General features: G+C 42.7%; 27 protein-coding genes and 2 pseudogenes. 7 read left to right on the top strand and 22 right to left on the bottom strand.

Annotation, left to right across the window (positions count from 1 at the left end):
• The first annotated feature begins 3 nt into the window (after window positions 1-3).
• Window positions 4-384 carry a hypothetical protein gene (locus TSIB_RS03490; protein ID WP_015848993.1) on the top strand — a complete coding sequence of 127 codons (381 nt, stop codon included), beginning with the start codon at window positions 4-6 and terminating at the stop codon, window positions 382-384.
• Between the two features lie 25 nt (window positions 385-409).
• Here TSIB_RS03490 and TSIB_RS03485 read toward each other — a convergent pair whose 3' ends face one another.
• The 13 genes from TSIB_RS03485 to TSIB_RS03430 form a co-directional block, all read right to left on the bottom strand.
• On the bottom strand, window positions 410-1,213 hold the full coding sequence (locus TSIB_RS03485; RefSeq protein ID WP_015848992.1) for an OB-fold nucleic acid binding domain-containing protein: 804 nt from the start codon (window positions 1,211-1,213) through the stop codon (window positions 410-412).
• Window positions 1,210-1,581, bottom strand: coding sequence for a Replication factor A complex, RPA14 subunit (locus TSIB_RS03480; RefSeq protein ID WP_015848991.1), 372 nt, complete (start codon window positions 1,579-1,581; stop codon window positions 1,210-1,212). Before TSIB_RS03480 ends, TSIB_RS03485 begins: the two co-directional genes overlap by 4 nt.
• Window position 1,582: 1 nt before the next feature.
• A complete protein-coding gene (locus TSIB_RS03475) occupies window positions 1,583-2,644 on the bottom strand; it encodes an OB-fold nucleic acid binding domain-containing protein (RefSeq protein ID WP_015848990.1) in 1,062 nt (353 codons plus the stop codon).
• 117 nt (window positions 2,645-2,761) lie between these two features.
• Window positions 2,762-3,334, bottom strand: coding sequence for an SMC-Scp complex subunit ScpB (gene scpB / locus TSIB_RS03470; protein WP_048160254.1), 573 nt, complete (start codon window positions 3,332-3,334; stop codon window positions 2,762-2,764).
• Between the two features lie 133 nt (window positions 3,335-3,467).
• On the bottom strand, window positions 3,468-3,959 hold the full coding sequence (locus TSIB_RS10555; RefSeq protein ID WP_266105278.1) for a transposase: 492 nt from the start codon (window positions 3,957-3,959) through the stop codon (window positions 3,468-3,470).
• Between the two features lie 90 nt (window positions 3,960-4,049).
• The gene (locus tag TSIB_RS10550; RefSeq protein ID WP_228359826.1) at window positions 4,050-4,484 is read right to left on the bottom strand and encodes a transposase; all 435 of its coding nucleotides are present in this window, start codon (window positions 4,482-4,484) and stop codon (window positions 4,050-4,052) included.
• Window positions 4,485-4,931: 447 nt separating this feature from the next.
• The gene (locus TSIB_RS03460) at window positions 4,932-5,723 is read right to left on the bottom strand and encodes an SDR family oxidoreductase (RefSeq protein ID WP_015848987.1); all 792 of its coding nucleotides are present in this window, start codon (window positions 5,721-5,723) and stop codon (window positions 4,932-4,934) included.
• 42 nt (window positions 5,724-5,765) lie between these two features.
• Window positions 5,766-6,587, bottom strand: a complete 822-nt coding sequence (locus tag TSIB_RS03455) for an MBL fold metallo-hydrolase (RefSeq protein ID WP_015848986.1) — start codon at window positions 6,585-6,587, stop codon at window positions 5,766-5,768.
• Window positions 6,588-6,590: 3 nt separating this feature from the next.
• Window positions 6,591-7,499 carry a hypothetical protein gene (locus tag TSIB_RS03450; RefSeq protein ID WP_048160253.1) on the bottom strand — a complete coding sequence of 303 codons (909 nt, stop codon included), beginning with the start codon at window positions 7,497-7,499 and terminating at the stop codon, window positions 6,591-6,593.
• Window positions 7,500-7,561: 62 nt separating this feature from the next.
• Entirely contained in the window at window positions 7,562-8,002 is a 441-nt protein-coding gene (locus TSIB_RS03445) for a NifB/NifX family molybdenum-iron cluster-binding protein (RefSeq protein WP_015848984.1), read from the bottom strand.
• A 54-nt stretch (window positions 8,003-8,056) separates the two neighbouring features.
• Window positions 8,057-8,263 (bottom strand): hypothetical protein, encoded by a 207-nt coding sequence (locus TSIB_RS03440; protein WP_015848983.1) that lies wholly within the window; start codon window positions 8,261-8,263, stop codon window positions 8,057-8,059.
• 31 nt (window positions 8,264-8,294) lie between these two features.
• Window positions 8,295-8,906 carry a NifB/NifX family molybdenum-iron cluster-binding protein gene (locus TSIB_RS03435; RefSeq protein WP_015848982.1) on the bottom strand — a complete coding sequence of 204 codons (612 nt, stop codon included), beginning with the start codon at window positions 8,904-8,906 and terminating at the stop codon, window positions 8,295-8,297.
• An 88-nt stretch (window positions 8,907-8,994) separates the two neighbouring features.
• Entirely contained in the window at window positions 8,995-9,948 is a 954-nt protein-coding gene (locus tag TSIB_RS03430) for a radical SAM protein (protein WP_048160252.1), read from the bottom strand.
• A 132-nt stretch (window positions 9,949-10,080) separates the two neighbouring features.
• Between TSIB_RS03430 and TSIB_RS03425 the strand changes: the two genes are divergently transcribed.
• Entirely contained in the window at window positions 10,081-10,722 is a 642-nt protein-coding gene (locus tag TSIB_RS03425; protein WP_015848980.1) for a class I SAM-dependent methyltransferase, read from the top strand.
• A 57-nt stretch (window positions 10,723-10,779) separates the two neighbouring features.
• Here TSIB_RS03425 and TSIB_RS03420 read toward each other — a convergent pair whose 3' ends face one another.
• From TSIB_RS03420 to TSIB_RS10405, 3 genes are all read right to left on the bottom strand, one after another.
• Window positions 10,780-11,211 (bottom strand): pyrimidine dimer DNA glycosylase/endonuclease V, encoded by a 432-nt coding sequence (locus TSIB_RS03420; protein WP_015848979.1) that lies wholly within the window; start codon window positions 11,209-11,211, stop codon window positions 10,780-10,782.
• A gap of 254 nt (window positions 11,212-11,465) precedes the next feature.
• Window positions 11,466-12,554, bottom strand: a complete 1,089-nt coding sequence (gene corA / locus TSIB_RS03415) for a magnesium/cobalt transporter CorA (protein ID WP_015848978.1) — start codon at window positions 12,552-12,554, stop codon at window positions 11,466-11,468.
• A 128-nt stretch (window positions 12,555-12,682) separates the two neighbouring features.
• Window positions 12,683-12,829, bottom strand: coding sequence for a phospholipase D-like domain-containing protein (locus TSIB_RS10405; protein WP_187146416.1), 147 nt, complete (start codon window positions 12,827-12,829; stop codon window positions 12,683-12,685).
• Between the two features lie 168 nt (window positions 12,830-12,997).
• Here TSIB_RS10405 and TSIB_RS03410 point away from each other — a divergent pair.
• A pseudogene (locus TSIB_RS03410) lies at window positions 12,998-13,417 on the top strand (Rossmann-like domain-containing protein); the annotation flags it as partial.
• Window positions 13,418-13,478: 61 nt separating this feature from the next.
• On the opposite strand, the pseudogene TSIB_RS03405 reads toward TSIB_RS03410, so the two are convergent.
• A pseudogene (locus tag TSIB_RS03405) lies at window positions 13,479-13,888 on the bottom strand (NifB/NifX family molybdenum-iron cluster-binding protein).
• A gap of 71 nt (window positions 13,889-13,959) precedes the next feature.
• Here TSIB_RS03405 and TSIB_RS03400 point away from each other — a divergent pair.
• Both TSIB_RS03400 and TSIB_RS03395 read left to right on the top strand, forming a co-directional pair.
• Window positions 13,960-14,820, top strand: coding sequence for a P-loop NTPase (locus tag TSIB_RS03400; RefSeq protein WP_048160251.1), 861 nt, complete (start codon window positions 13,960-13,962; stop codon window positions 14,818-14,820).
• 5 nt (window positions 14,821-14,825) lie between these two features.
• Window positions 14,826-15,713, top strand: coding sequence for a nucleotide-binding protein (locus TSIB_RS03395; RefSeq protein WP_015848975.1), 888 nt, complete (start codon window positions 14,826-14,828; stop codon window positions 15,711-15,713).
• Here the strand turns inward: TSIB_RS03395 and TSIB_RS10400 are convergent.
• Both TSIB_RS10400 and TSIB_RS03385 read right to left on the bottom strand, forming a co-directional pair.
• A complete protein-coding gene (locus TSIB_RS10400; protein ID WP_015848974.1) occupies window positions 15,705-15,896 on the bottom strand; it encodes a Fe-S oxidoreductase in 192 nt (63 codons plus the stop codon). The genes TSIB_RS03395 and TSIB_RS10400 overlap by 9 nt on opposite strands.
• A 329-nt stretch (window positions 15,897-16,225) precedes the next feature.
• Window positions 16,226-16,594, bottom strand: coding sequence for a DUF134 domain-containing protein (locus TSIB_RS03385; RefSeq protein ID WP_048160250.1), 369 nt, complete (start codon window positions 16,592-16,594; stop codon window positions 16,226-16,228).
• A 96-nt stretch (window positions 16,595-16,690) separates the two neighbouring features.
• On the opposite strand from TSIB_RS03385, the gene TSIB_RS03380 reads away from it, so the two are divergent.
• Window positions 16,691-19,009, top strand: coding sequence for a DEAD/DEAH box helicase (locus TSIB_RS03380; RefSeq protein WP_015848971.1), 2,319 nt, complete (start codon window positions 16,691-16,693; stop codon window positions 19,007-19,009).
• Between the two features lie 252 nt (window positions 19,010-19,261).
• Window positions 19,262-19,501 (top strand): hypothetical protein, encoded by a 240-nt coding sequence (locus TSIB_RS03375; RefSeq protein WP_048160249.1) that lies wholly within the window; start codon window positions 19,262-19,264, stop codon window positions 19,499-19,501.
• Here TSIB_RS03375 and TSIB_RS03370 read toward each other — a convergent pair.
• The 3 genes from TSIB_RS03370 to TSIB_RS03360 form a co-directional block, all read right to left on the bottom strand.
• Entirely contained in the window at window positions 19,498-20,340 is an 843-nt protein-coding gene (locus TSIB_RS03370; RefSeq protein ID WP_048160248.1) for a M55 family metallopeptidase, read from the bottom strand. The two genes, TSIB_RS03375 and TSIB_RS03370, sit on opposite strands and share 4 nt — an antisense overlap.
• 282 nt (window positions 20,341-20,622) lie before the next feature.
• Complete coding sequence (locus tag TSIB_RS03365; protein ID WP_015848968.1) at window positions 20,623-21,390, bottom strand: geranylgeranylglyceryl/heptaprenylglyceryl phosphate synthase; 768 nt, start codon at window positions 21,388-21,390, stop codon at window positions 20,623-20,625.
• Complete coding sequence (locus tag TSIB_RS03360; protein ID WP_015848967.1) at window positions 21,368-21,832, bottom strand: GIY-YIG nuclease family protein; 465 nt, start codon at window positions 21,830-21,832, stop codon at window positions 21,368-21,370. Before TSIB_RS03360 ends, TSIB_RS03365 begins: the two co-directional genes overlap by 23 nt.
• Between the last annotated feature and the right edge of the window lie 87 nt (window positions 21,833-21,919).

Genomic DNA, 21,919 nt, shown 5'->3' with positions numbered 1-21,919 from the left:
AATATGGAGTTTAAAGACAAGATTAAGAAAGAATTAGATAATCCCAAACTCTGGGCTGTGATCACATTTAAAACTCCTTATGGGCCTGGTGAAACTATGGACAAGTTAGCAACCACCCTTGAAGAACTAGGCTGGACAGTTACTTTCAAAGCAAACTGGTGGACTGCTGACATCCCATATGGCCTAATTAGGATAGATATCACGCAAGATGAAAAAGAAAAGATCGTCTTAGGTAGATGGATATTGGGAAGGAAATGTGAACTCCTCGGAATTGAAAACATGGATCTAGAAAAGGGCAAAAGTGAGTTTTATCGGTTAGTGGATGGAATCACATCAACTCTGATCTATGATCCTATCATAAGAACCATGAGAGGGCAGTATTAACCCTTTTAAAATTTTAAAAGAAAGGTCACTCAAGAGTCTGATAATAACCAATTTCAGGTTCAAAAATCTCTCCTTCTGTTAGAAGCGCTCTAACGGCTTCTTCAATGGTTTCAGGGTCGTACTTCTCTTGTAATTTTCTCTGAATGAATTTCAAAGATACAGCTGTTCCTTTTGATCTAAGAATTTCTAAAACTGCTTTTTTAGCTTCTTCAATCCCTTCCTTAACCTCCTTAGTCTCTTCTTCAAATAATTCTTCTTCTAACACTGATTCTTCAGCTTTCTGTTCCATTATTACTGCATAAAGCTCATCAATAGCTGTAAGTAAATCCTCGGGTACCCCCTTGTTCTTAGCTATTACCTTTGCTTTTGCCGTAATACCATATGTGTTGTAAATTTCAAATGCCAATTTTGCGTTTTTAATGTGGTTTAGCTTATCTCTTAAAGTCTCATATCGATGAAGTATCCACATCTCAGGGTCTACTTTTGTGACCCCTTCAACAAGTACTTGTTTATCATCTCTCCACTCTCCAACTTTACCGATTAACTGAACAATGTCTCCTCTTTTCACCAGTCGAATAAACTTGGTATCGTCTCTAAACCCAAGAACCCATATTACTCCAGTTCCGTCATCAATCTGAAATTTACCATAAGTTTCATCTTCTGCAATAGTCGGTTCTCTAACTACAGTGCCTACAATCTTTGCTCTGTAAACTCTCCTAGCATCTTTCGTGATCAGATAATTGGGCTCAAAGTCCCCCTCACTTCTTACGTAAAATCCTTCGAGTATGTCTTTTATATAGACCCTAGTAGAAGGCAACCTCTTTTTCATTCTAACCACCACGCAAGAGCATTTTCAATTTTTGGGAGGAGTTTTTTCTCAAGTTCTTGAATCTCTTCAAGATATTCCAGATTCACAGTATCAAAATCCTGGACTATTTCACCATATATGTGGATTTCCTCATTCTTAATAACTCTGCCAATTACCCTTACAACCTGTCCAACTTTTGGTAAGACGTTCTCCTCGCACTCTATTGCAACAACTCCTGTTCCATCATCAAGCCAAAAGATGTAATCTATTTTATCTACTTTGACCACTTTGCCAATGAGCGAAACTCTAAGATCCTCAGGGGCAATCTCAGAAATCTTCTTCTCTACAGCAGGTCTACGTCTTTTAATCTGAGTAGGTGCCTCTTCCATATCACTCTACCTCCCTTAAAAGTTCTTTTCTAACTCTTTCAATTTCCCTTTTATAATCCACCTCATCCCAAGAAGATGCTTTCAGTATTAAGCCCAAGAACCTGTCTTCAACCACATTTCCCCTAACAAAAATTTCTCTGCCAAGAACATGGTAGAACTCATCTTCTGCCAGCTTTCTTCCTGCCTCCCGTGCTGTCATGCCCATTTTTATAAGTTCTTTAAATTTCTCACTTATTTCTTCTAGTTCAACACCGAGGATCTCCACAACATCATCTCCAAATAGAGTAACTCTAATATATCCGGTTGAGTCATCCAACCCAAAATCAAGAATAGTAGCTGTTATTGGTTTTACTTCCCCATGTTCTATGCAAATCCAAGTGTCTGTTGCTGAATCATGGTCAACTTTTCTTCTACATTGAGGGCAGGCATCATAAGCAATGATCCTATAAAGCTTGGCTATTGTCCCCCTGATCTCAACAAACTTCTCTCCATCCATAAGTTCTCCAATATTCTTCCTGGTATAGTTATAGCTCCTAACTTCCTCAATTGGGGGAATCTCTTCTACTCTTGGATCATCAGGATTTATTATTAACCTACTTCTGAAACTCACATGAAGCTCTGGAAGGCCTCTGAGACTTTCCCGCACATCCGCATTTATTATCTTGATCACGCTTCCAACTTGAATATCATCATAATATTTTGAAATCTCAGGATCCCAAAGAACAACCCTTGCCCTTCCTGTATTATCATAGATTAAGAGACCCGCAACTCTGCCTTGAGATCCATCTTTCTTTTTATATTCTCTTACTGGATATTTTCGAAGAACTCTTCCGACTATATTAATACCCTTCATACCTGGAACTAATTCGGAGATATGCATAAGTGGAGCTCCTTCATCATCTGTTTTTACTCCAAATTCCTCTGCTAACAAAAGAGCAGCAGCATGCTCGGATATTTCATTAACTTTTGCTATTTCTCTGATTTTATGCTCTATCTCCTCCTTACTCATGCCTGTTTTTTGCCTTATTCTTTCTACAATCTCTTCTTTAGTTATAACCGTCATATACACTCACCTAAATAGTAATTAATAGAACAGGTATTTAAAGTTTTTGAATCCACGATAAACCTCTAAAATTTCTCTATATTACTGAAAAGGAAAAAGAAGCAACATAAAAGATTACTACCCAGTGTTTTTGTTTTCTTTTTCCTTTTCAATTTTAGATATCAAATCAGAATACTCTGCGTGTACAACTTTCTTGAAAGCCTCTTTTATTATCAATGGATCATTTTCGGGAAACCCATAAAGCTCAGCAAACTTTTGGGTTGTCCCAAGGATTTTTGTTCTTTCATAGGGCTCCGCATATACCAAGCCCATTTCCAGCAGACGTTTTACATGTTCATATACCTGACTCCCTCTAAGATTTACAAGTTTGCTCTGTTCTATTGGTTGTAAGTAAGCTATTAGGGCTAAAGTCTTTAATTCCCCTGTTCTCAGGTCTGGCCTTGGCATTAACTGAATTACTCTTTGAGAATACTCTTGCTTAACCTGCATTACATATTTGTCCCCCAAAACTCTCACAATTTCTATAGCACTGTTCCTTTCTGCATATTCCGCTGCTATAAGCTCAATGAGCTTCTCGATATAATCAAGGGATTTTATTCCCAAAGCCTTTGAAATCTCTTTCACACTGATTGGCCTACCAGATACAAATAAAGCACTCTCAACTAGAGCCTTGTCCTCAATTAAGCCCATGATCATCACCCGAAGCAAATAATTTTTAAGTTATGAATTATTAACCTTTGCCTCTTATATATTTTCTTCCGAAAACCTCACCCTTTAGGGTGGGGTAGGCCACATTGGTTTCGCATTAGTTATTTCTCGTGAACTACCCCACTCTAACGGGTGAGGTTTCGTGAGAGTTCATTCGGCATCCTGTTGCCAGTAACCTCACTCTCACTGGCCGGTTCACACGGCCACTACCGGCTATCCCCCTAATGGAGGAATCGCCGGCTACCTTACGCAAAATGTTTAAAGCACCATTCACGTCAGCATTAACCAAAACTCCAGTGGAGGATTGATACAAACCCCTACAGACCCTCCTCCCCCAATACTCCTCCTTCTTCTCTAGTGGTTCCAAGGCCAAAGCATCAACCTTGCTAGTATAGGCTTCATTAACTTCAATGAAGTTAATCCCATAATATTCACACTTTGCCTTTAATTTTTGCTTGAAGAGCCCATAGGGGATGAATTGGAAGTTCTGATTATTCACCTTGCCTAGGAAAACCCTTTGCTTCGCCTCCTTCAACTCTCCAATCACGATGTTCCCGATTTTATTCTCCAAACAGTACTTGATAATGTAATTCACGGCTTGATTCATGAAATTATTCATTACATTTTTCCTCTTCCTCAAAAGCAAAGCCATTTTCTTCCCAAACTTTATTCCTTGCCTATCGTATTGGCTTTGAATTTAGGCCTTCTCTTTATTCCACCACCGGTTAAAACTCTTCAACCACCGGCCTTCAATAATGAAGGCCGTCCCGATGGTTTCTACACAAGTGGCGAAATTATCAACGCCCAAATCAATAGCCAAATACTTTGAATGGTCTAAATCCTTCTTCTCTGATTGCACTTCGTAAACGTACTCAACCTCGAACCAGAGGGCATTATACTTTGGTAAAATTCGGACTTCCTTTATCCTGTGCCCTTTAATGTTCTTGGGGAGGGGGATTTCAAGGTGCATTACACCAAATTTTTTCGCAAAGTTTCGCCCGAGAGTGAGAATAACCTTATCCTCCTTCACCCTGAAGGATTGGTACGGGAAGATTAGGACAAAGTGACCATCTTTTGGTAAAAACTTTGGTGGGTGAATCGGCTTGTTGTAATTACCTTTTTTTTCTCTCATTTAGAAGCCTGAAGAAGGAGTGATAGTTCCTCTCGACAATTTTCATGGTTTGCTGCGCCACTTGACTTGGTAATAGTTTATAGGTTCACTGTTTTTGACCAAGTGATAAGCTTTGGCATATGGGAGGAATGAACCGTTCAACTCGTAGTGTTGTTTAATCACGTATAGGGTGAAGTTATACAAGTCTTTAGATAGGTGAGTGAGTATGCGGAGGAGCTTGTAAGTCTTCTTGCCCACTCGCAAGTGGTTCTTTTGAGTGAGGTGCATTTGTGCCACTCATTACATACACCAATAGTAAAAACTTTTAAATCTTTCGATATTGCCTTAGAGTGGTTGCATCCCCTCCCTTTCAGAAGGGATCTTCCAAGAGGATAAAGAGCGTTTCATCAAGTTCATTACACCACTTTCAAGAGCTACTTCTCAGTTCCACTATAAAAAGAAAAAACATCAGAACACAGAGTTTAATCTCCCGCCATCAACGGGTATCATTGCACCGTTTATATAGCTTCCAAGGTCGCTGGCAAGGAAAGCTACAAGGTAACCTATCTCCTCTGGCTCTCCTAGACGACCGAGGGGTATTGGTTTTGCGTACTCTTGGAGGGCCTCTTCAACACTCTTTCCTTCTCTCTTCGCTCTATCTTTTGCAAGCTGGACCATTCTATCTGTTCTTATAATGCCGGGCATAATGCCATTAACAGTTATGCCCTTCGGTCCAAGCTCCTTGGCCAAAGTTCTTACAAGACCTGCCATTGAAATCCTCACAACGTTGCTGAGGGCTATGTTTGGGATAGGCTCTTTTATGGCTCCGCTTGTGGAGTAAACTATTCTTCCAAAGCCTTTCTTCTCCATTGCGGGGACGAGTGCCTTGGTTAGATACACAGCCGGGTAAAGGAGCAACTTAACGGCCCCTTCCCAGTCCTCCATGCTCATTTCCATGAAATAGCCCGGCTTAGGCCCACCAGTGGAGAAGAAGAACATATCTGGCTCTCCTATGTTTTGCAGCTCCTTAACCGTTTTCTCAAGCTCTTCTCTCTTCATAAGGTCCGCAATTATATAGCTCACATCAACGTTGCTTTCTTCTTTTATTTTCTCTCTGGCTTTTTTGAGATTTTCTTCGTTTCTGGAAAGGAGTATTACATCAGCTCCAGCCCTAGCAAGAACCCTAGCCACACCAAAGCCTATGCCCTTGCTCGATGCCGTAGTAAAGGCCAACCTTCCAGATAGGTCTATACTCAACATGCGAATCGCCATAATTAGATAGAAAGATAAGGATAAAAAAGATTACTGGACAAATTTGACCTCTTTTCCCGCATATAGAGGCTCCACTTTGTCTCCAAAGACATTCATAAATGCACAAATTCCATCAAACCCGGTGCAATGGCCAGGGTAGAGCTTTTCAACTCCAAAAGTTCTAATACCTCTAACTGCATCCTCCAAAATATTTTTCTTGGCCCCGCTTAAATGAAATCCGCCTACCAAGGCAAAAATCGGCTTATTCATCACCTTCCATGAGTGCTCCGCTATGTTTAGAATACCGCTGTGGCCGCATCCGCTTATAACGGCTATTTTATCTCCAAGCTCAATGAACAATGCCATATCATCTCTTAGCGGGTCTTTTACTAGTTTTTTTCCGCTTATAATGTAACCAACTGCTCTATCCCAAGTTCTTCTTTCTATTTCACCGCTCGTATAAATTTCATCAAATATCCTAACGGGCTTCTCTTTTAGTATAAAGTTCGCGCCAATTTTTTCCAAATGTTCTTGCGAAAAGGGGATTCCAATTTCCCTGCGTTTGGGTTTCAATGCGATCCTTCTCAAGAATACGTCAGGATGAGCATAGATGTCTATGGAGCTTTTTCTCGCCTTTAAAAACTCTTCCAGCCCACCAGTGTGGTCGTAATGGCCGTGGGTGAGGAATATTACATCAACTTCTTCGGGTGAAATGTTAAGGGCTTTTATATTATGGAGCAAAACCTTTCCATCACTTCCGGCATCTACCAAAATATTCTTTCCTTTGTGTTCAACTAAAACTGAAAATCCATGGGCCCCAAAGAGGCCCTTCTTAAACCCGGCGTGATTTTCAAAAAGCACGGTAATTTTCATTCCTTACCCCTCAAACGGGAGCTTTCCAAACTCGACCTCTAAGGTTTGCGTTGTTCTCCATATAAACGCACCCTCTCCCTTAAGAACGTGCTTTCTCATATCACCCTGAGGAGCGCCGTTCGCTTCGTAGATCATGCTCTGCAAATCGGGATCGTTGTACAGCACTAAAGTTGGCCCAGGTATGTTGAGAATATTCTCCACAACGTATCTTGAGCCCAAAACCGTAACCCTTCCCCTCATGGGCTGGGTCAATAGGGGAAGAGCAGCAATCCCTGGAGTTGTGTAGAAGAGAACTGCTGCATCGTCGATTCCAATCAACGTGCTTCTCCTATCTTTAACAGCCGCTGCGAGAATTAAAAATGCCATTCCAGCAATACTTATGTTATATGTTCTTCCAAAGTCAACTAAAATGCTCTTACCGAGTTCTGGAGGTTCACCCTCAAAGAAGACATCGTCGAGTGAGGTGTAAGCTTCTCTTATGACTTCTCCATAGTGCTCTTCTGACTTAGCTGCATCCTTTACACTCTTAACTTTGCCCTCTAGAATGTCAGCATAGAGCTTATTTGTGAGAGAGCGATCCAATCCATATATAGTTTGAATTATTGTGGCTGCAGTATAAAAGTCCTTTAAGAGGCCCTTTTCGACCATCTTTATGGGATCAAGGCCTGTGGGCTTGTTATCCTCTATTCTTATCACAGTGTCAAATTTCTCCTTGGGATACTTTCCCTTTGTGTCAAAGAAAATCAGTCCGTAGTCCTTTTCAAGAAATTGGTCTCCTATGTACTCGATAACCCTCGCAGGGTCATCATCGATGCCAAAAATCTTCAAAGTTCTGCCATGATAGGCTGGGTCATAGTATATCTCTTTTTCTTCATATTTCAAAATCTTCACAGCAAGTTTGCTGTACTTCATAAAGTCCACCGAAAATAATAGGGGGAAGAAGTATAAACGGTTTTCTCTCAAAATTAAAGAGTTTACCATTCACCTCTTCCCTCTCCTCTTCTGCCACCCATTCCACGGCCCATGCCTCTACCCATGCCTCCGCCGTAGCTCCTACCGCCCTCGGAGCTGAAAACGGCTTGGGTGAGCTCACCCCTAAGGAAAGTCTCAACCGCTTCCCTGACGGTCATCGTGGCCGGGGCCGAGATCATTCTTATGCCTGCGGCCTGAAGTACTCCCGCTGAGTTGGGCCCGAACTGACCGGCTATTACTACTTCTACTCCTTCGTTTATGCAAAATTGAGCCGCCTGGACCCCAGCACCTCTGGGAGAGCTTGCACTTGGGTTTAAGACTATTTTAACATTCTTTATCTCCCCATTTTCAACATCTACTATGGTGAAAGTTGGAGTTCTTCCAAAGTGTTGATTGACAAAATCGTCCAGACCTCCTTTCACGGTTGCAACAGCTATCCTCATATTCCCACCTCCAAATAAATTAGGAAAACCGAATTTAAAAAATTTTGCATAAGCTCAAAAAACTATCCTTGGCCTCAAAAACCCTCGGATAATAAAAATGACCAAAAGACCTAGCGCATAGGGTAAAGCCACTAAAAGGAGTTTTACTAAAAAATAGAGCATCCCGATTAGGAGGAGTGCATCCAAGAGGCCATAAAACCCTCCAAACCGATAACCTAGCAAGCTTCTCTTTCCATAGTTTCTTCCAAATCCACGTGGCATTTTAAATCCTCCAAAAATTTAAAAGAAAAGTTCACCACCAGCCGAAAAATCTCGCAAACCAGTTTCTTCTATTGGGCATTCCTGTCCATGGACAATAACCTAATCTTGCTCCCCATCCTCTTCCGCCACCCATTCCACGGCCGAAGCCTCTGCCTCTTCCCCAACCACCACCGCGGCCCCAACCCCAACCAGGGCCGTAGCCGTATGCGGGGTAGGCAGGGTAGGCAGGTGTTGCTGGGTACGGTCCGTAGGCAGGAGCCGGTGCTGTTGGTGTTGTTGGGGTAGGTGGCACTGGAGCCGTGAATTGACCAATACTTCCGCTGACCACAGCCTTTATGGCTTCTTCAACTGGAGTCCCAGCCGCTACCTGGTAGAGCTTTATTCCAGCCGCCTGGATTGTGCCGAGTGCGTTCGGACCGACCTGCGGTGCTATTATTGCCTCGACGCCCTCGTTGATGAGGGTCTGGACGGCCATCGGTCCGGCCCCACCCCCTGCCATGGCGCCAGTGTTCTGTATAACCTTTTCACTAATCATGTTTCCGTTCTCGTCAACATCAGCTATGTAGAACGCTGGAGCACGTGCAAAAACTGGAGCCACAGTATCGTTTCTTCCTCCGCCATTCGTTGGTATCGCGATCCTCATACCAACCACCTCACTTTTGCTCTATTATTTTGTGCATATGCACAATATTTAAAGTTTTCGATTGCCCTAACATTAAGAAGAGGTTGCCTTACTGTGTTTCTCTGCTCTTCAACCGCCTTATATAGAACTTCTTTCCTTCGTATTCCAGCTCTATGAGCTTGTTATCTCGAATCAGTTTCTCGATAATGTTCCAGTCAGCGTTCGCTTTCCGCAGAAATTCTTTCACGGCGTCTTCCCTCATAGGATGGACGGCAGTAATACTAAGCAAATCTTCCTCAACGTTTCCAGTAAATGCAAACGCGTTTCCCTCGTAGCCTATGAGGTACTCCACACGGTCTTCGCCGAGGGCCCTGCTGAAGGCCTGAAAGGCCCTGTTAATGAGTTCCTCTCTCGCGGGCCTCACCCAGGGCTCGGCCGGTGGTCTGGTGGGAATGGCTATGTAAACTACGTCCGGCTTTAGTTCCCTTAAAAAGTCCCCTATCCGCTCGAACTCATCGTCGTATTCCACGTTGTCGATTAACATTGTTTCAGTAACAAGCTTTCCTCTGAACTCCTTCCTGAACTCAAGCATCCCCTCAAGGATTTTCCCCAGACTCAGGCTCTTGTGGGGTCTGTCAATCTTTCTCCACAAAGCCTCGCTGACTGCATCCACCTTCAACGAAACAAAATCCAGCTTTAGGAGGTCTTCCCTCACGTCCTGGCGCCAGATTAGGGAGGAGTTTGTGAGGATGGCTAACTTTATCCCGAGTTGCCTAAGGAGGTCTATCTCCTTTCCGAGGTTAGCATCGAGCGTTGGCTCTCCGTCGGGGACGAAGGTTATGTAATCAATTTCCTCTCCCCTTTCTATGGCTTCGTTGACTTTCGCAGAGACCTCCCTAAATACCAGCTCCGGATCGTAGAAGGCCCTTCTCTCGATTTCCATCCTTAAAGTTCTCCCAATTTGGCAGTAAACACAGGCGTATGTGCAGACTTTATTCGGGATATTGTTCACTCCGAGGCTCCTTCCGAGCCTTCTTGAGGGAACCGGTCCAAATGCTATCATGTCACCACCGAAATTAGGTAAGCCTAAAAGCGTATAAGGTTTTTGAATATACCATGGAGGATAACCTTCAGCGTTCCTCCTTGAAGGAAAACCTAATAACAGATTGTGTCCAAACATCTTTAGGGGAGTACAATGCCAAAAATCGAACCCTTTGAGAAGTTCACGGAGAGATATGAGGATTGGTTTGAGAGGCATCGCTATGTCTACCTTTCGGAGCTTGAAGCTATCAGAAAACTCCTACCAAAAGAAGGAGAGGGGGCAGAGATAGGTGTCGGAACCGGCCGCTTTGCGGCACCGCTCGGGATAAAACTTGGGGTTGAGCCGTCCAAGGGAATGGCCGAGATAGCCCGAGAGAAGGGCATAGAGGTCATCGAGGGGGTTGCCGAAAGCCTCCCCTTCCCGGATGAAAGCCTCGACTACCTCCTGATGGTTACAACCATCTGCTTCGTTGACGACCCTGAAAAGGCTTTACGCGAGGCATACCGCGTCCTAAAACATGGAGGGGCACTCATAATAGGCTTTGTTGACAGGAACAGTCCAATCGGGCAGGAATACGAGCGAAACAAAGAAAAAAGCGTTTTCTACCGCGAGGCGAGGTTCTTCTCCACGGATGAACTCTTAGAACTGCTCGGGAAAGTCGGCTTCAGGAAGTTTGAGATGATCCAGACCCTCTTCCACAAGCTTGACGAGATCAAAGAAGTCGAACCCGTCAAGCCGGGCTACGGCAAGGGAAGCTTTGTGGTAATAAAGGTCTTCAAGGGGTCACACTCCTGATTGAAAACCCTAAATGGCCGGGAACAGGATGACGATGCTCTCTTCCAAATCTATTGCTCATTTCACCACTTCCCAGGGCTCAACGGGGCCTTTCACCTTTACAAACAGAGGGTGCGGCTCCAGCCCGTCCAGGGCTTTCAGTTTTTGAAATCTCTCAGGAGCTCGCACCTTCAGCTTGCCGAGCAAGTGTTTCCATTCATAGGCGAGCTGACCGCTGGTTACCGGAATCTTCGGATGTGTGGCCTTCAGGTCGATCTTGCTCGAATCAAAGTGATAACCTCGTCTTTGAGCTTCTTGAAGGACTGCCTGCAGATACACATTGATGGCATCCAGCGGCCTCTCCTGCTTTTTAAATCGTATGAGCTGTGGGTGGGCAGTATAGCCTCTTGTCTTCCCTTCAAGAACGGCCTTAGCCAACAAACCTTCCCGCCAAAGGGCAACTAAACCCTTAGCATCTAAGTATTGCGGGTGAAGAGACCAGAGCCTCATGAGTACACCTCAAGCTTATGAATAGGAATCTCATATTATAATGTTTTGGAGAGATGTGAAGTTTCGCCGTAAGGCGAAATTTTGGTGTAGCCGAAGGCAAAGCCACATATCCACGTGTTGACCGAAGCACCGTAGCAAGCGGGGAGTTCAGATCGGCGGCATCATTTTATCTTACCTCTCGCCAATAAAAGTTCAGGTTCATAGAGAACCCTGTTGCTTGCATTAAATTCACATTTGACACTGTGGCACAGCATTTATAGCCATTTCTTTTTTCGGAAATAGATAACCATGCCGATAGCAATGACGATCATAACCCCCCAAACGGAAAAATAGCCCCACCTCCAATTAAGCTCAGGCATGTATTCGAAGTTCATGCCGTACACACCGACAATAAATGTCAGCGGAATGAAGATGGTGGCAATGATAGTGAGGACTTTCATGATTTCGTTCATGCGGATGCTGATATTCGACAGATAGAGATCATGTATACCACCTAGAATGTCCCTAAAAGTCTCCACCATGTCGATGATCTGGATGATGTGATCGTAAAGATCGCGTAAATACACCTTCGTTTCTGCACGGATCAACGCAGATTCGCTCTTTATTAGAGCTCCAATTTCCTCACGCAAAGGCCAGACAGCTTTACGAATAGTCAAGAGGTCTCTTTTGAGCCGGTGCAACTCTTGGAGAATGGTGGGATTCGGGTCAGCGAGGACCCGATCTTCAAGGTCTTCGATTTGGTCGCCGATGTGCTCAACAACTAAAAAATAATTATCTACAACAGCATCCATAAGCGCATAGGCGAGATAATCGGCCTTCATGGAGCGGATGCGGCCTTTTGAAGCCCTAATTCTCTCCCGCACTGGATCAAACACATCCCCTTCCTTTTCCTGAAAGGATACGACATAGCTTTCACCAATGATTAGACTTACATGCTCCATTTCTATCTGGTTCGTGGCAAGATCGTAGTGTATCATCTTAAGCACCATGTAAACATAGCCCGGAAACTCCTCGATTTTTGGCCGCTGAGCGGTATTGACAATGTCCTCCAGGGTCAGTGGATGTAGACCGAGGGGCTCACCCAACTTCTTGATTAAATTAATGTCGTGAAGACCAGTTACGTTAATCCACGTTACAGTGTCGGGGGTTCTAGCCATTTCCACGCATCGGCCTATAGCAACATTGTGCAGTTCGTTCAATTCGGTTTCGTTAAAGTCGATAACATCAATACGGGCAGATTCCATTTTTTGTTCGCCGATGAAGATCATGGACCCGGGGGGTAGGCCTGCTTTATCCGTGCTGCTATAAGGTTTTGTTCGCCTGCCTCTCTTAGATCTTGTCATTTTTTATCCCTCTTTGTTTAAATATTTCGATAAGAGTATATCCTTTTACCGTTTCCTCTTTTTTTATATATAGTTCCGTATCCCGTCACAATTTTAAGAATGCTACCCTTTTATAATTTTCTGAAAAATTATGAAAAATTATTTTTAAAAGGAGAAAGTCCGCTCAGGAAGAAATATCCTATAGCAAATTTAGCTTCTTTTGATTTTTTCAATACTCTGATTAATTCCCTATTTGAGCTATTATCTATTATGTTTGGTGCAATTTTATCATTCATGTTATCCACCTTCTAAGAGCGGCGTGTGGAATTTCTGCTAACATCGGGCTTAAACGAAGTTGCGAGCCAAAGGCGAGCAATTTAGGAAAATGCCGAGCTGAGGCATTTCCATTTAAGCCCTTTTATGTCTCCCGACGACTGAAAGGAGGAGAGCGCAGTGTGTCACGAAGCGAAGCGGAGTGGGTCGAGGTGCTTGAGCTCCTCCCGGAAGACGCTGGAAAGGTCGCAGTGGTGGGCAACATGCCCCCTCTGGCCGAGGTCCTGCGCGGGAGGGGCTACGAGCTGTACGTCTTCGAGAGGAACGCAAAGCTCTGGGACAAGGACACCTACAGCGACGCCCTTGAGTATCACCTGCTCCCCGAGATGGACGCGGTCATAGCAAGCGCGACCTGCCTTGTGAACGGCACGGTGAACATGCTGATTGACAGGGCAAAGAAGGCAAAGCTCTTCGTTCTAACTGGACCGACGGGACAGCTCCTGCCAGAGTTCCTCAAGGGCACGCGCGTTACGCACCTCGCCGCAATGAAGGTGGTCGACTTTCAAAAGGCCATTCTCGGTCTAAGGCTCGGCTCTTTCAGGGGCTTCTAAAAAGGGAACAGGAAGTACGTGGTTGAGGTGGAATGAGCGTGTTACCATTTTAATTTCCAACTCACTCCTCAATCGGCGGCTTCTCGGCCTTCTTAGCCTGCACCTGCCCCCAAAGGTCGTCGAATTTCTTGATGATCCTCTGGAGGGCGAGCTTTAAGTCCCTCGTCCTCGTGAAGAAGGCCACCTTGTTTGTCCTGTCCCTGATCCTCAAAAAGTTCGGGCCCATCCTAAATGCCGCTAAAACGTCAACGTCGAGGAGCTGGCCCACAACCACCTTGAACTTCCTCAGATCGCCGTGGTCATCGTTTTTTTTTCCTCAAAGTCCTTGGCCTTGTTAGGTCTCTTTTCTATGAGTTTAACGCTTCCGTCTTCGCAGACCTTGTATATAACGAAGAATTCAGAGTCACCATAGTGTGCATCTGTGAGCGTCTCATCGTCCTCCATTCCGAACGCAACCTTGAGGCACCTCATTTTTATCCCCATCGTAGCATATGCACAAAATTTTTAAAGTTTTAGGTTTCCCTAATTCTGGTGGTGACGAGATGCAGATAGCCGTGAGCGGGGGTAAAGGTGGAACCGGAAAATCAACGGTAGCAATCAACCTTGCAATAGCCTTACAGGATTATTTCAACTTAACTTTGGCAGATTTGGACGTTGAGGCGCCAAATGATCACCTCCTTCTTGGAATTGAATTACAAAACGAGGAACCAGTGAAGATGTTCATGCCCAGCTTTGACTATTCAAAGTGCACCAAGTGCAAAAAATGTGCAGAGGTTTGTGAAGAAAAGGCAATAATCACAATGAAGGATGGAACACCTTTTCTAATACCCACTCTGTGCTCTGGATGCAGGGCTTGTGAGATAATTTGCCCTGTTACAGGGGCAATATTGGAGAGCCAAAAACTCATGGGACATACATATCTTACTGAGACTCCTTACGGGTTTCCTTTAGTTACTGGAAAACTGTTAGAAGGAGAAGAAAGAGCCATGCCTATTGTAACCATGGCAAAAAAGAGAGCAAAATCCCTTGACAGGAGACTCCTGCTTGTAGACACTGCCGCTGGTACAAGCAATACCGTCTCGAAAGCATTAGAAGATTCAAAGCTCCTCATAGCGGTTACTGAACCGACTCCATTGGGCCTCCATGACTTAACCCTCATCCTAGAGCTTGGTAGGCTCATGAACATAGAAGCTTGGGTTGTGATTAACAGAAGTGATCTTGGAGAAAAGAAGAGAGTGAAGGAGATAGCACAAAAATACAATGCCGAGATAGTTGCGGAAATTCCTTACAGCGAAGATATCGTCAGAAGCTACATTAAAGGAGAGCCAATAATTTTAAGTGAGAGTAAAGAAGCGAGAATTTTCAAGGAGCTTGCCGAAAGAGTAGTCAATTATTTGAGGTGATTAAGATGCAAATCGCAATAGCAAGTGGAAAAGGTGGCGTTGGAAAATCAAGCGTAGCTGCAGCGCTCATATACCTACTCAAAGATGATTATCCTTTAATAGCGGTTGACGCTGATGCCGATGCGCCAAACCTTGACCTTCTCTTCGGTGTTGAGAGATGGGAAGAAGAAAAAGAACTCGTAGGTGCAAAAGTCGCAAAAATAAACAGTGAAACATGCATAAAGTGTGGCATATGTGCCGAGAGATGCCCCTATGACTGCATAAAGATTCTTGACGAAAACTATGTAGTTAACGAGCTAACATGTGAAGGCTGTGGAGTTTGCAGACTCGTGTGCCCTGTAAATGGGGTAATCACCTTGGAAGAAGTTCGTTCCGGCGTGATCAGAAAAACAACTACTAAATACGGCTTTCCCTTGATCTCAGCACAGCTTGACGTAGGGAGACCAAACAGCGGAAAGCTTGTTACAGAAGAAAAAGAGTGGGCCAAAAGAATCATGAAAGAGAAAGGAATAGAGCACATGATAGTTGATTCAGCTGCTGGCATTGGATGTCAAGTTATAGCAAGCCTTGGTGGTGCAGATGTGGCAATCCTCGTTGCAGAACCGACTCCAGCTTCCCTAAACGATGTAAAGAGGGTTTACAGAGTTGTCCAACACTTTAGAGAGCCTGCCTATTTAATTATCAATAAATTAGACTTGAACCCAGGATTCAAAGGCCTATATGAATTTGCAAAGGAGGAAGACATACCAATAATCGGCGAAATACCCTACGACAGAACAATTCCAAGGAGTATGACAATGCTTAAACCTGTAGTAGAGGCATTCCCAGAGTCAAAATCCTCAAAAGCCCTCAAAGGGATTGCAGAAGTTGTCAAAGAGCAGATTTTAAAGTAATTCTCTGCTTTTTAGTTTTCTCATATAAAACCTCTTTTCACCATATTCAAGTTCTATCAACTTTCCTTCCTCTATAAGCGTTTCCACAGTGGCCCAATCAACATTCGCTTTTTTCAAGAGTTCTTTTAAAGCATCTTCACGCATTGGACAAACCGCAGTAATACTCAGTATGTCCTCTTCCATGTTTCCGGTAAAAGCAAAGATGTTTCCCTCATATCCTAGATACTCAACCTTCTCCTCCCAATGGCCTCAGCAAAGGCCTGAAAGGCCATGTTAATAATTTCTTCTCTAGTGGGCTTTACCCACTTTTCCCAGGGGGCCTGGTGGGAACTGCTATATAAGCGATTTCGGGCTTTAATTCCCTTAAAGAGGAGCAATTTTCTCGAATTATTCACTATAATTTATCTTATCTATGAGCATTGTTTCTATAACATGCTTGCTTTTGAACTCTTTTCTAAACTCAAGCATTCCTTCAAGAATTTTATCAAGTCTTAAGGCCTTATGAGACCTTTCTATCCTTCTCCATTATTGGAAACCCCTGGCTCCTCAGATGAACTATCCTTAGGAATTTCATTCCCTTGAGCAAGGATTATGAGCTCCCTCCCTTCAACAAGCATTTGAGCAACTTTTTTCCTCGCTGATGTTAATGCTCTCCACACTGTTCCTCTTGAGACACCCATTCTCTGGCCAGCTTCCTCTTGAGTCAGGCCCTCATAATCAACCAGCCTTAATGCTTCAAACTCTTCATAACTCATGAAAATGGGGGGTTGAGGCGGGCCAAATGGTGGCTTAGCTGGATAAAAATGCCTAACCTCGGGGATAAATCCTATAAAACGCATTTTTCGTCTTCTCCCTCTCCCCCATCCCATTCCACGTGGCATTTTAACACCTAAATGACCTTTGTTAAAGAAGTTTATAGGAGTTTCGATGTGTGTCTTCTATTAGATTTATAAACCTCATCATCTAAATATATCCCAATGTATTTGCGAAAGGACCTTATCCAACCAAGAGTTTATCAAGAGGTAATCTACGCAAAGTGCAAAGACAAAAACAGCCTAGTTGTTCTACCAACAGGGTTAGGAAAGACTTTAATAGCCCAGTTAATAGCAGATTATCGACTCTCAAAATATGGCGGAAAAGTATTGATGCTTGCTCCTACAAAGCCCCTAGCGCTCCAACATAGAGAGAGTTTTTTGAAGCTTTTTAACATCCCGGATGAGAGAATAAATACACTAACTGGTGAGATCCCACCCGAAAAAAGGGCTGAAATTTGGAGAAAGAGCGTTGTAATAACTGCAACGCCCCAAACAATAGAAAATGACCTTGTGGTGGGCAGAATAACCTTAGAAGACGTTGTTTTATTAGTATTCGATGAGGCCCACAGGGCAGTCGGGAACTATGGATATGTTTACATTGCCAAAGAGTATATGAGACAGGCAAAACACCCAGTTATCCTTGGCTTAACTGCTTCTCCTGGAAGTGACGAGGCTAAAATAAGATCTATTGTTAAAAATCTCTTCATTGAGCACATTGAGGTCAGAAATGAAAATTCTCCCGATGTACGGCCCTATGTCCAGGGAATAAGGTTTGAGTGGATTAAAGTTGAACTTCCTGAAATCTATAAAGAGATTAGAAAGCTTTTACGTAAAATGCTTAGAGATTCTTTAAAGCCTCTTGCTGAGGCAGGACTAATAGATGACTCCTCTCCAGATATCCCAAAAAAAGATGTCCTAAAAGTAGGACAAGTGATAAACGCTGAAATGGCCAAAGGGAACTACGAAATCGGAAAACTCATGCTCTACCAAGCAAAAGCATTAAAGCTTCACCATGCAATAGAACTCCTAGAAACCCAAGGACTTTCAGCACTAAGAGCTTATTTGAAAAAACTTTATGAAGAATCGAAGAAAGGAAGAGCGAAATCTACAAAGGAACTCATTCAAGACCCAAGAATGAAAAAGGCAGTAGCACTTCTAGTTCAGGCAAAAGAACTTGGTCTTGATCACCCAAAGCTCGATAAGCTAAAAGAGCTTATAAGATCCCAGTTAAAAAAGAAACCCTCTTCAAAAATAATAGTTTTTACCAATTATAGGGAAACTGCAAAGAAAATAGTGAAAGAACTCCTAGAAGATCACATAAAGGCCGTGAGATTTGTTGGTCAGGCAAGCAAAGAAAACGATAAAGGCCTAAGCCAGAAAAAGCAAAAACAGGTTTTAAACCTATTTTCCCAAGGAGAATTTAATGTTTTGGTAGCAACTAGCGTAGGTGAAGAAGGCCTTGATGTTCCCGAGGTAGACTTGGTAATCTTTTATGAGCCTGTACCATCTGCCATAAGAAGCATCCAAAGAAAAGGGAGAACAGGAAGACACAAACCTGGTAGAGTTGTCATTCTAATGGCCAAGGGTACGCGTGATGAGATTTACTACTGGAGTTCCCGCCATAAGGAAAAACAAATGATTTCCATTTTAGAGAAGGTGGAGGATATGGTTAAAAAAGAAAAACAAGCTTCTCTTCTCGGTTTTGTAAAGTCAAAGGAGAAAGAGAAAGGAAAAATCAAAGAGATTAAAGAAAAAATTGAAGAGAAAGTTGAAGTTCCAAAAGAGGAAGTTTATGAAAAGCTCCCCATAAAACCAATTTTTGTGAGAAGGCCTCATGGGATTGTAATTTATGTTGACTCGCGTGAGCTCAAAAGCCAAGTCCCCAAAATCCTGAAAGAACTTGGAGCACATTTAGAAGTTAAAACTCTCGACATTGGAGATTACATAGTGAGCGAGGATGTTGTCGTAGAGAGAAAAGCAGCAAACGACTTCATCCAGTCCATAATAGATGGAAGGCTCTTTGACCAGGCGAGACGCCTGAAAGAAGCATATTTGAAGCCAATAATCATTATTGAAGGAGAGCTTTATGGAATCAGAAATATCCACCCCAACGCAATTAGAGGGGCTTTGACCGCTTTAAGTGTGGATTGGGACATTCCAGTTTTATTCGCCAAAGATGCTGCCGAAGTTGCAAATTATATATACCTAATAGCCAAACGCGAACAGGAGGAGAGAAAGAAAGAAGTAGCCGTTAGGAGTGAGAAAAAGGCACTAACTCTAGCAGATAGGCAGCGTTTGATAGTGGAGGGTTTACCCAATGTTTCTGCAGTCCTTGCAAGAAGACTCCTAAAACATTTTGGAAATGTTGAACGAGTATTTACTGCAAAAGAGAGCGAATTGATACAGGTGGAAGGAATAGGAGAGAAAATAGCAAAAGAAATACGAAGAGTTATCACCTCACCCTACGAAGAAGAAAAATAGCAAAAAATAAAAAAGATCTGTAAACTAAATATGCTTGTATTTACCAATAGATTAATGTAGCCCAAGGGAGCGAAGGAGATTCACAGCTCGCCTCCAGCTCATCTCCCCCGGTTTCCTTGGGCATTAGTCATTATGACAGAAAACCAAAAATTTTTCTATAACTGTGAGGAATAAAAGCTCATTCAAAGGATTACTTCTGTTCATGAAAAAGGTTATATAGGGCTTGTTTTCTAAAATAAGATGGTGAAAACTATGAAAATTGTTGAAATCAACATTAAAATGCCATATGAAAAAAGAGGAAAAATATTAAAGAAAATTCTGAATGAGGTTAGAGGGAAAATTAAGGACATCCATTTTCTACCCCCCACCAACCAAGGAATTAGTGAAATAAGAATGGAAGTCGTTGAGGAAAATGTGCAAAAACTTCTCACAAAACTCAAAAGAATAGTAAAAGACGAAAAAGTAACATTTAAAATCCTTAGCGAAGCTTAACGCCTGAGTATTGAAGTAACCCCTGTGGCAGCAAATACAAGAAGTTGAAATGCCTTGTATGCCTCTATTATATCTTTCGCTTCAAATTCTATCGTTTTTCCATCTATTCTCCTTGCATCTGGAAGGAGTTCTCCAACATCGGCCATGCCACTGTTGTTGTAGGTGAGCCTCACTTTTACCGGATATTCAAGCTTTAAAGGTTTTGTTCCCCCATTTTTGTACCTTTCAACGGCCTTGAAAACTGCATTTTCGAGATCCTTCTTCGTTCTCCTTAAGCTTGGACTTATAGCAGAATACCGAGAGAATGCTTTCTTAAATGTTACTCTCTCTGCCCAAGGAGTAAACCTTTTCACATCCTCTTCAAGCAGTTTTTTATCCCCACCCACTAAAATAACCGGGATGTCATAATGACCCACTGCATAACCGTTCAAGAGAAACTCGCTGACCTCGATTCCATTTAACTCAAGCTTGCCAACGTTTGCACCGCTGTAAGTGTGATCGAAAATGGCGTATGGAGTCCCAGCTTTTGCGTGGTATCCCAAAAACAGAGCAACGTCACATTTCTCAGCTCCAACGACCATTGCCATTGGCCGTGGATACCCTCTAACAAGATAAGTATACTCTGGAAGTTTTTCTGGAAGAAGGTTAACCATCGGGCCGTGGCTATCTGCTATTACGATCTCACCAAATCCTGCATTGTGTAATGCCTCTACGACAGTTAAGGTTATTTCGGTTGCTATCTTCCTAGCCTCCTTGTAGAGAGTCCCTTTTTCAACCAAATGTTCCAAACTCACCACAAACGGCATACCTTCCAAATCCACAGAAATAAAGGCGCGCATTGAAATCACCAGTTAAAAATTTGATCTCAATGTTTAAATAGCTTTTTTGAATGAAAAAAGCAACCACTCAAAAATAATAAATACCTTGAATGTACTCATTTAAATAAGGGAGAACTAATGGGTGCAATAATTGAGCTTCTAAAAATAATCCTAGGAATTTTAGTCTGGATTATTGTGATTATATTTATTCTATGGTTTCTTCAAGGATTCTAGAAAGGCCTTTCAGAATTAGTAAATGACCTTTTAGGGCCTATAGACGACAAATGAAAAAACAAAGTAGCATCAAGGGCTAACTTCTTTAACTCCATTTATTATGCTTTCCAAGCGCTTCTTTGATTCTTCTAATGAACCAGCCTTTTCTATTGCTGTACCAGTCACTATTATGTCCGCCCCACTTTGAACAACCTCTTTTGCATCTTCATATGTTCTTATTCCTCCTCCCACTATGAGCGGAACATCAATAGCGCTTTTAACAACTTTAATCATCTCATTAGGGATGTGCTCTGGTGCTCCACTTCCTGCTTCTAGATAAACTAACCTCATTCCCATATACTGACCAGCTAAAGCATAAGCAGCAGCTATCTTCGGTTTGTGTCTTGGAATTAGGTTTGCATCACTTACCCATCCAGCAGTTTCCCCAGGTTCAACTACAAGATATGCCATCGGTATGGGTTCAATTCCATAATGTTTTACCCTAAAGGCTCCAAGAGCTTGAGCACCAGCGATAAAAAATGGATTACGAGAGTTTAGGAGACTCATAAAAAATACCGCATCAGCATACTTGCTCAGGCCTCCATGAGAACCTGGAAAGAGTATCACCGGCAAACTTGAATTTTCTTTTATAGCCTTAACAACCCCATCAAGAACTTCTCCTTCGGCACCTGTAGACCCACCCACCATTATAGCATCAACACCTACTTCCTCACTTATTTTGGCAAGTTTTGAAGCTAATCTAGGTGAAACGTCCTCTGGATCGAGAAGTACGAAATGAAGTTTTTCTTCTTTGAGCTTCTCATGTATGTATGATTCAACTTTTCCAATTTTCAACATCATTTTCCCTCCACTCCATAATCTCTTGGGGGTTTTTAATCCTTTTCCATTTAAGCCCCATTGAGTTTAAGAGGGTATACAATATCTCACCAGGCGGATTATTTCCAAAGTAATATAAATTTGTTTTTGTAGAAACATCACTTGCTCCAAAACCATCAACTCCGACTGCTTGAGAATCCAATGTCATAGAAAGATCCTCTTCGAGTTTTACATTACTTGGAATTAAGTATGCCTCAATAATCCGAGCCTTATCGAGGAGATAATCTATATGCCAGTGAAATCTTTTCTTTTGTCTGAAATGTCTCAAAATTCTCCCTTCAAGAGAATTCATGGCAGATCCTACATAGACATAATATCCTCTTTTCAAGACGAACTTCTTTGCTTTAGTCTTTATCTCCTGATCCTTTTCCAAGAAGACTACCAAGAAATACGCCCCCTTCATGGTTAGAAAATAGAATCTCAACTATATAAGCGCTTTGTAAAGAGCAAAAGATAAAGTATATAAACAACTTTTCAGAGAAAAATCCGA

It is taken from the genome of Thermococcus sibiricus MM 739 (assembly GCF_000022545.1).
Lineage (GTDB): Archaea > Methanobacteriota_B > Thermococci > Thermococcales > Thermococcaceae > Thermococcus_A > Thermococcus_A sibiricus.
Note: the sequence above shows the minus strand (reverse complement) of the source record. Positions and strands in the feature narration are given on the sequence as shown.

What these genes read in the sequence shown, in the direction of transcription:
- TSIB_RS03490 (WP_015848993.1), top strand. Translation starts at nt 4, where the DNA reads ATGGAGTTTAAAGACAAGATTAAGAAAGAATTAGATAATCCCAAACTC.
- TSIB_RS03485 (WP_015848992.1), bottom strand. Translation starts at nt 1,213, where the DNA reads ATGAAAAAGAGGTTGCCTTCTACTAGGGTCTATATAAAAGACATACTC.
- TSIB_RS03480 (WP_015848991.1), bottom strand. Translation starts at nt 1,581, where the DNA reads ATGGAAGAGGCACCTACTCAGATTAAAAGACGTAGACCTGCTGTAGAG.
- TSIB_RS03475 (WP_015848990.1), bottom strand. Translation starts at nt 2,644, where the DNA reads ATGACGGTTATAACTAAAGAAGAGATTGTAGAAAGAATAAGGCAAAAA.
- scpB (WP_048160254.1), bottom strand. Translation starts at nt 3,334, where the DNA reads ATGGGCTTAATTGAGGACAAGGCTCTAGTTGAGAGTGCTTTATTTGTA.
- TSIB_RS10555 (WP_266105278.1), bottom strand. Translation starts at nt 3,959, where the DNA reads ATGAATCAAGCCGTGAATTACATTATCAAGTACTGTTTGGAGAATAAA.
- TSIB_RS10550 (WP_228359826.1), bottom strand. Translation starts at nt 4,484, where the DNA reads ATGAGAGAAAAAAAAGGTAATTACAACAAGCCGATTCACCCACCAAAG.
- TSIB_RS03460 (WP_015848987.1), bottom strand. Translation starts at nt 5,723, where the DNA reads ATGTTGAGTATAGACCTATCTGGAAGGTTGGCCTTTACTACGGCATCG.
- TSIB_RS03455 (WP_015848986.1), bottom strand. Translation starts at nt 6,587, where the DNA reads ATGAAAATTACCGTGCTTTTTGAAAATCACGCCGGGTTTAAGAAGGGC.
- TSIB_RS03450 (WP_048160253.1), bottom strand. Translation starts at nt 7,499, where the DNA reads ATGAAGTACAGCAAACTTGCTGTGAAGATTTTGAAATATGAAGAAAAA.
- TSIB_RS03445 (WP_015848984.1), bottom strand. Translation starts at nt 8,002, where the DNA reads ATGAGGATAGCTGTTGCAACCGTGAAAGGAGGTCTGGACGATTTTGTC.
- TSIB_RS03440 (WP_015848983.1), bottom strand. Translation starts at nt 8,263, where the DNA reads ATGCCACGTGGATTTGGAAGAAACTATGGAAAGAGAAGCTTGCTAGGT.
- TSIB_RS03435 (WP_015848982.1), bottom strand. Translation starts at nt 8,906, where the DNA reads ATGAGGATCGCGATACCAACGAATGGCGGAGGAAGAAACGATACTGTG.
- TSIB_RS03430 (WP_048160252.1), bottom strand. Translation starts at nt 9,948, where the DNA reads ATGATAGCATTTGGACCGGTTCCCTCAAGAAGGCTCGGAAGGAGCCTC.
- TSIB_RS03425 (WP_015848980.1), top strand. Translation starts at nt 10,081, where the DNA reads ATGCCAAAAATCGAACCCTTTGAGAAGTTCACGGAGAGATATGAGGAT.
- TSIB_RS03420 (WP_015848979.1), bottom strand. Translation starts at nt 11,211, where the DNA reads ATGAGGCTCTGGTCTCTTCACCCGCAATACTTAGATGCTAAGGGTTTA.
- corA (WP_015848978.1), bottom strand. Translation starts at nt 12,554, where the DNA reads ATGACAAGATCTAAGAGAGGCAGGCGAACAAAACCTTATAGCAGCACG.
- TSIB_RS10405 (WP_187146416.1), bottom strand. Translation starts at nt 12,829, where the DNA reads ATGAATGATAAAATTGCACCAAACATAATAGATAATAGCTCAAATAGG.
- TSIB_RS03400 (WP_048160251.1), top strand. Translation starts at nt 13,960, where the DNA reads ATGCAGATAGCCGTGAGCGGGGGTAAAGGTGGAACCGGAAAATCAACG.
- TSIB_RS03395 (WP_015848975.1), top strand. Translation starts at nt 14,826, where the DNA reads ATGCAAATCGCAATAGCAAGTGGAAAAGGTGGCGTTGGAAAATCAAGC.
- TSIB_RS10400 (WP_015848974.1), bottom strand. Translation starts at nt 15,896, where the DNA reads ATGGAAGAGGACATACTGAGTATTACTGCGGTTTGTCCAATGCGTGAA.
- TSIB_RS03385 (WP_048160250.1), bottom strand. Translation starts at nt 16,594, where the DNA reads ATGCCACGTGGAATGGGATGGGGGAGAGGGAGAAGACGAAAAATGCGT.
- TSIB_RS03380 (WP_015848971.1), top strand. Translation starts at nt 16,691, where the DNA reads ATGTATTTGCGAAAGGACCTTATCCAACCAAGAGTTTATCAAGAGGTA.
- TSIB_RS03375 (WP_048160249.1), top strand. Translation starts at nt 19,262, where the DNA reads ATGAAAATTGTTGAAATCAACATTAAAATGCCATATGAAAAAAGAGGA.
- TSIB_RS03370 (WP_048160248.1), bottom strand. Translation starts at nt 20,340, where the DNA reads ATGCGCGCCTTTATTTCTGTGGATTTGGAAGGTATGCCGTTTGTGGTG.
- TSIB_RS03365 (WP_015848968.1), bottom strand. Translation starts at nt 21,390, where the DNA reads ATGTTGAAAATTGGAAAAGTTGAATCATACATACATGAGAAGCTCAAA.
- TSIB_RS03360 (WP_015848967.1), bottom strand. Translation starts at nt 21,832, where the DNA reads ATGAAGGGGGCGTATTTCTTGGTAGTCTTCTTGGAAAAGGATCAGGAG.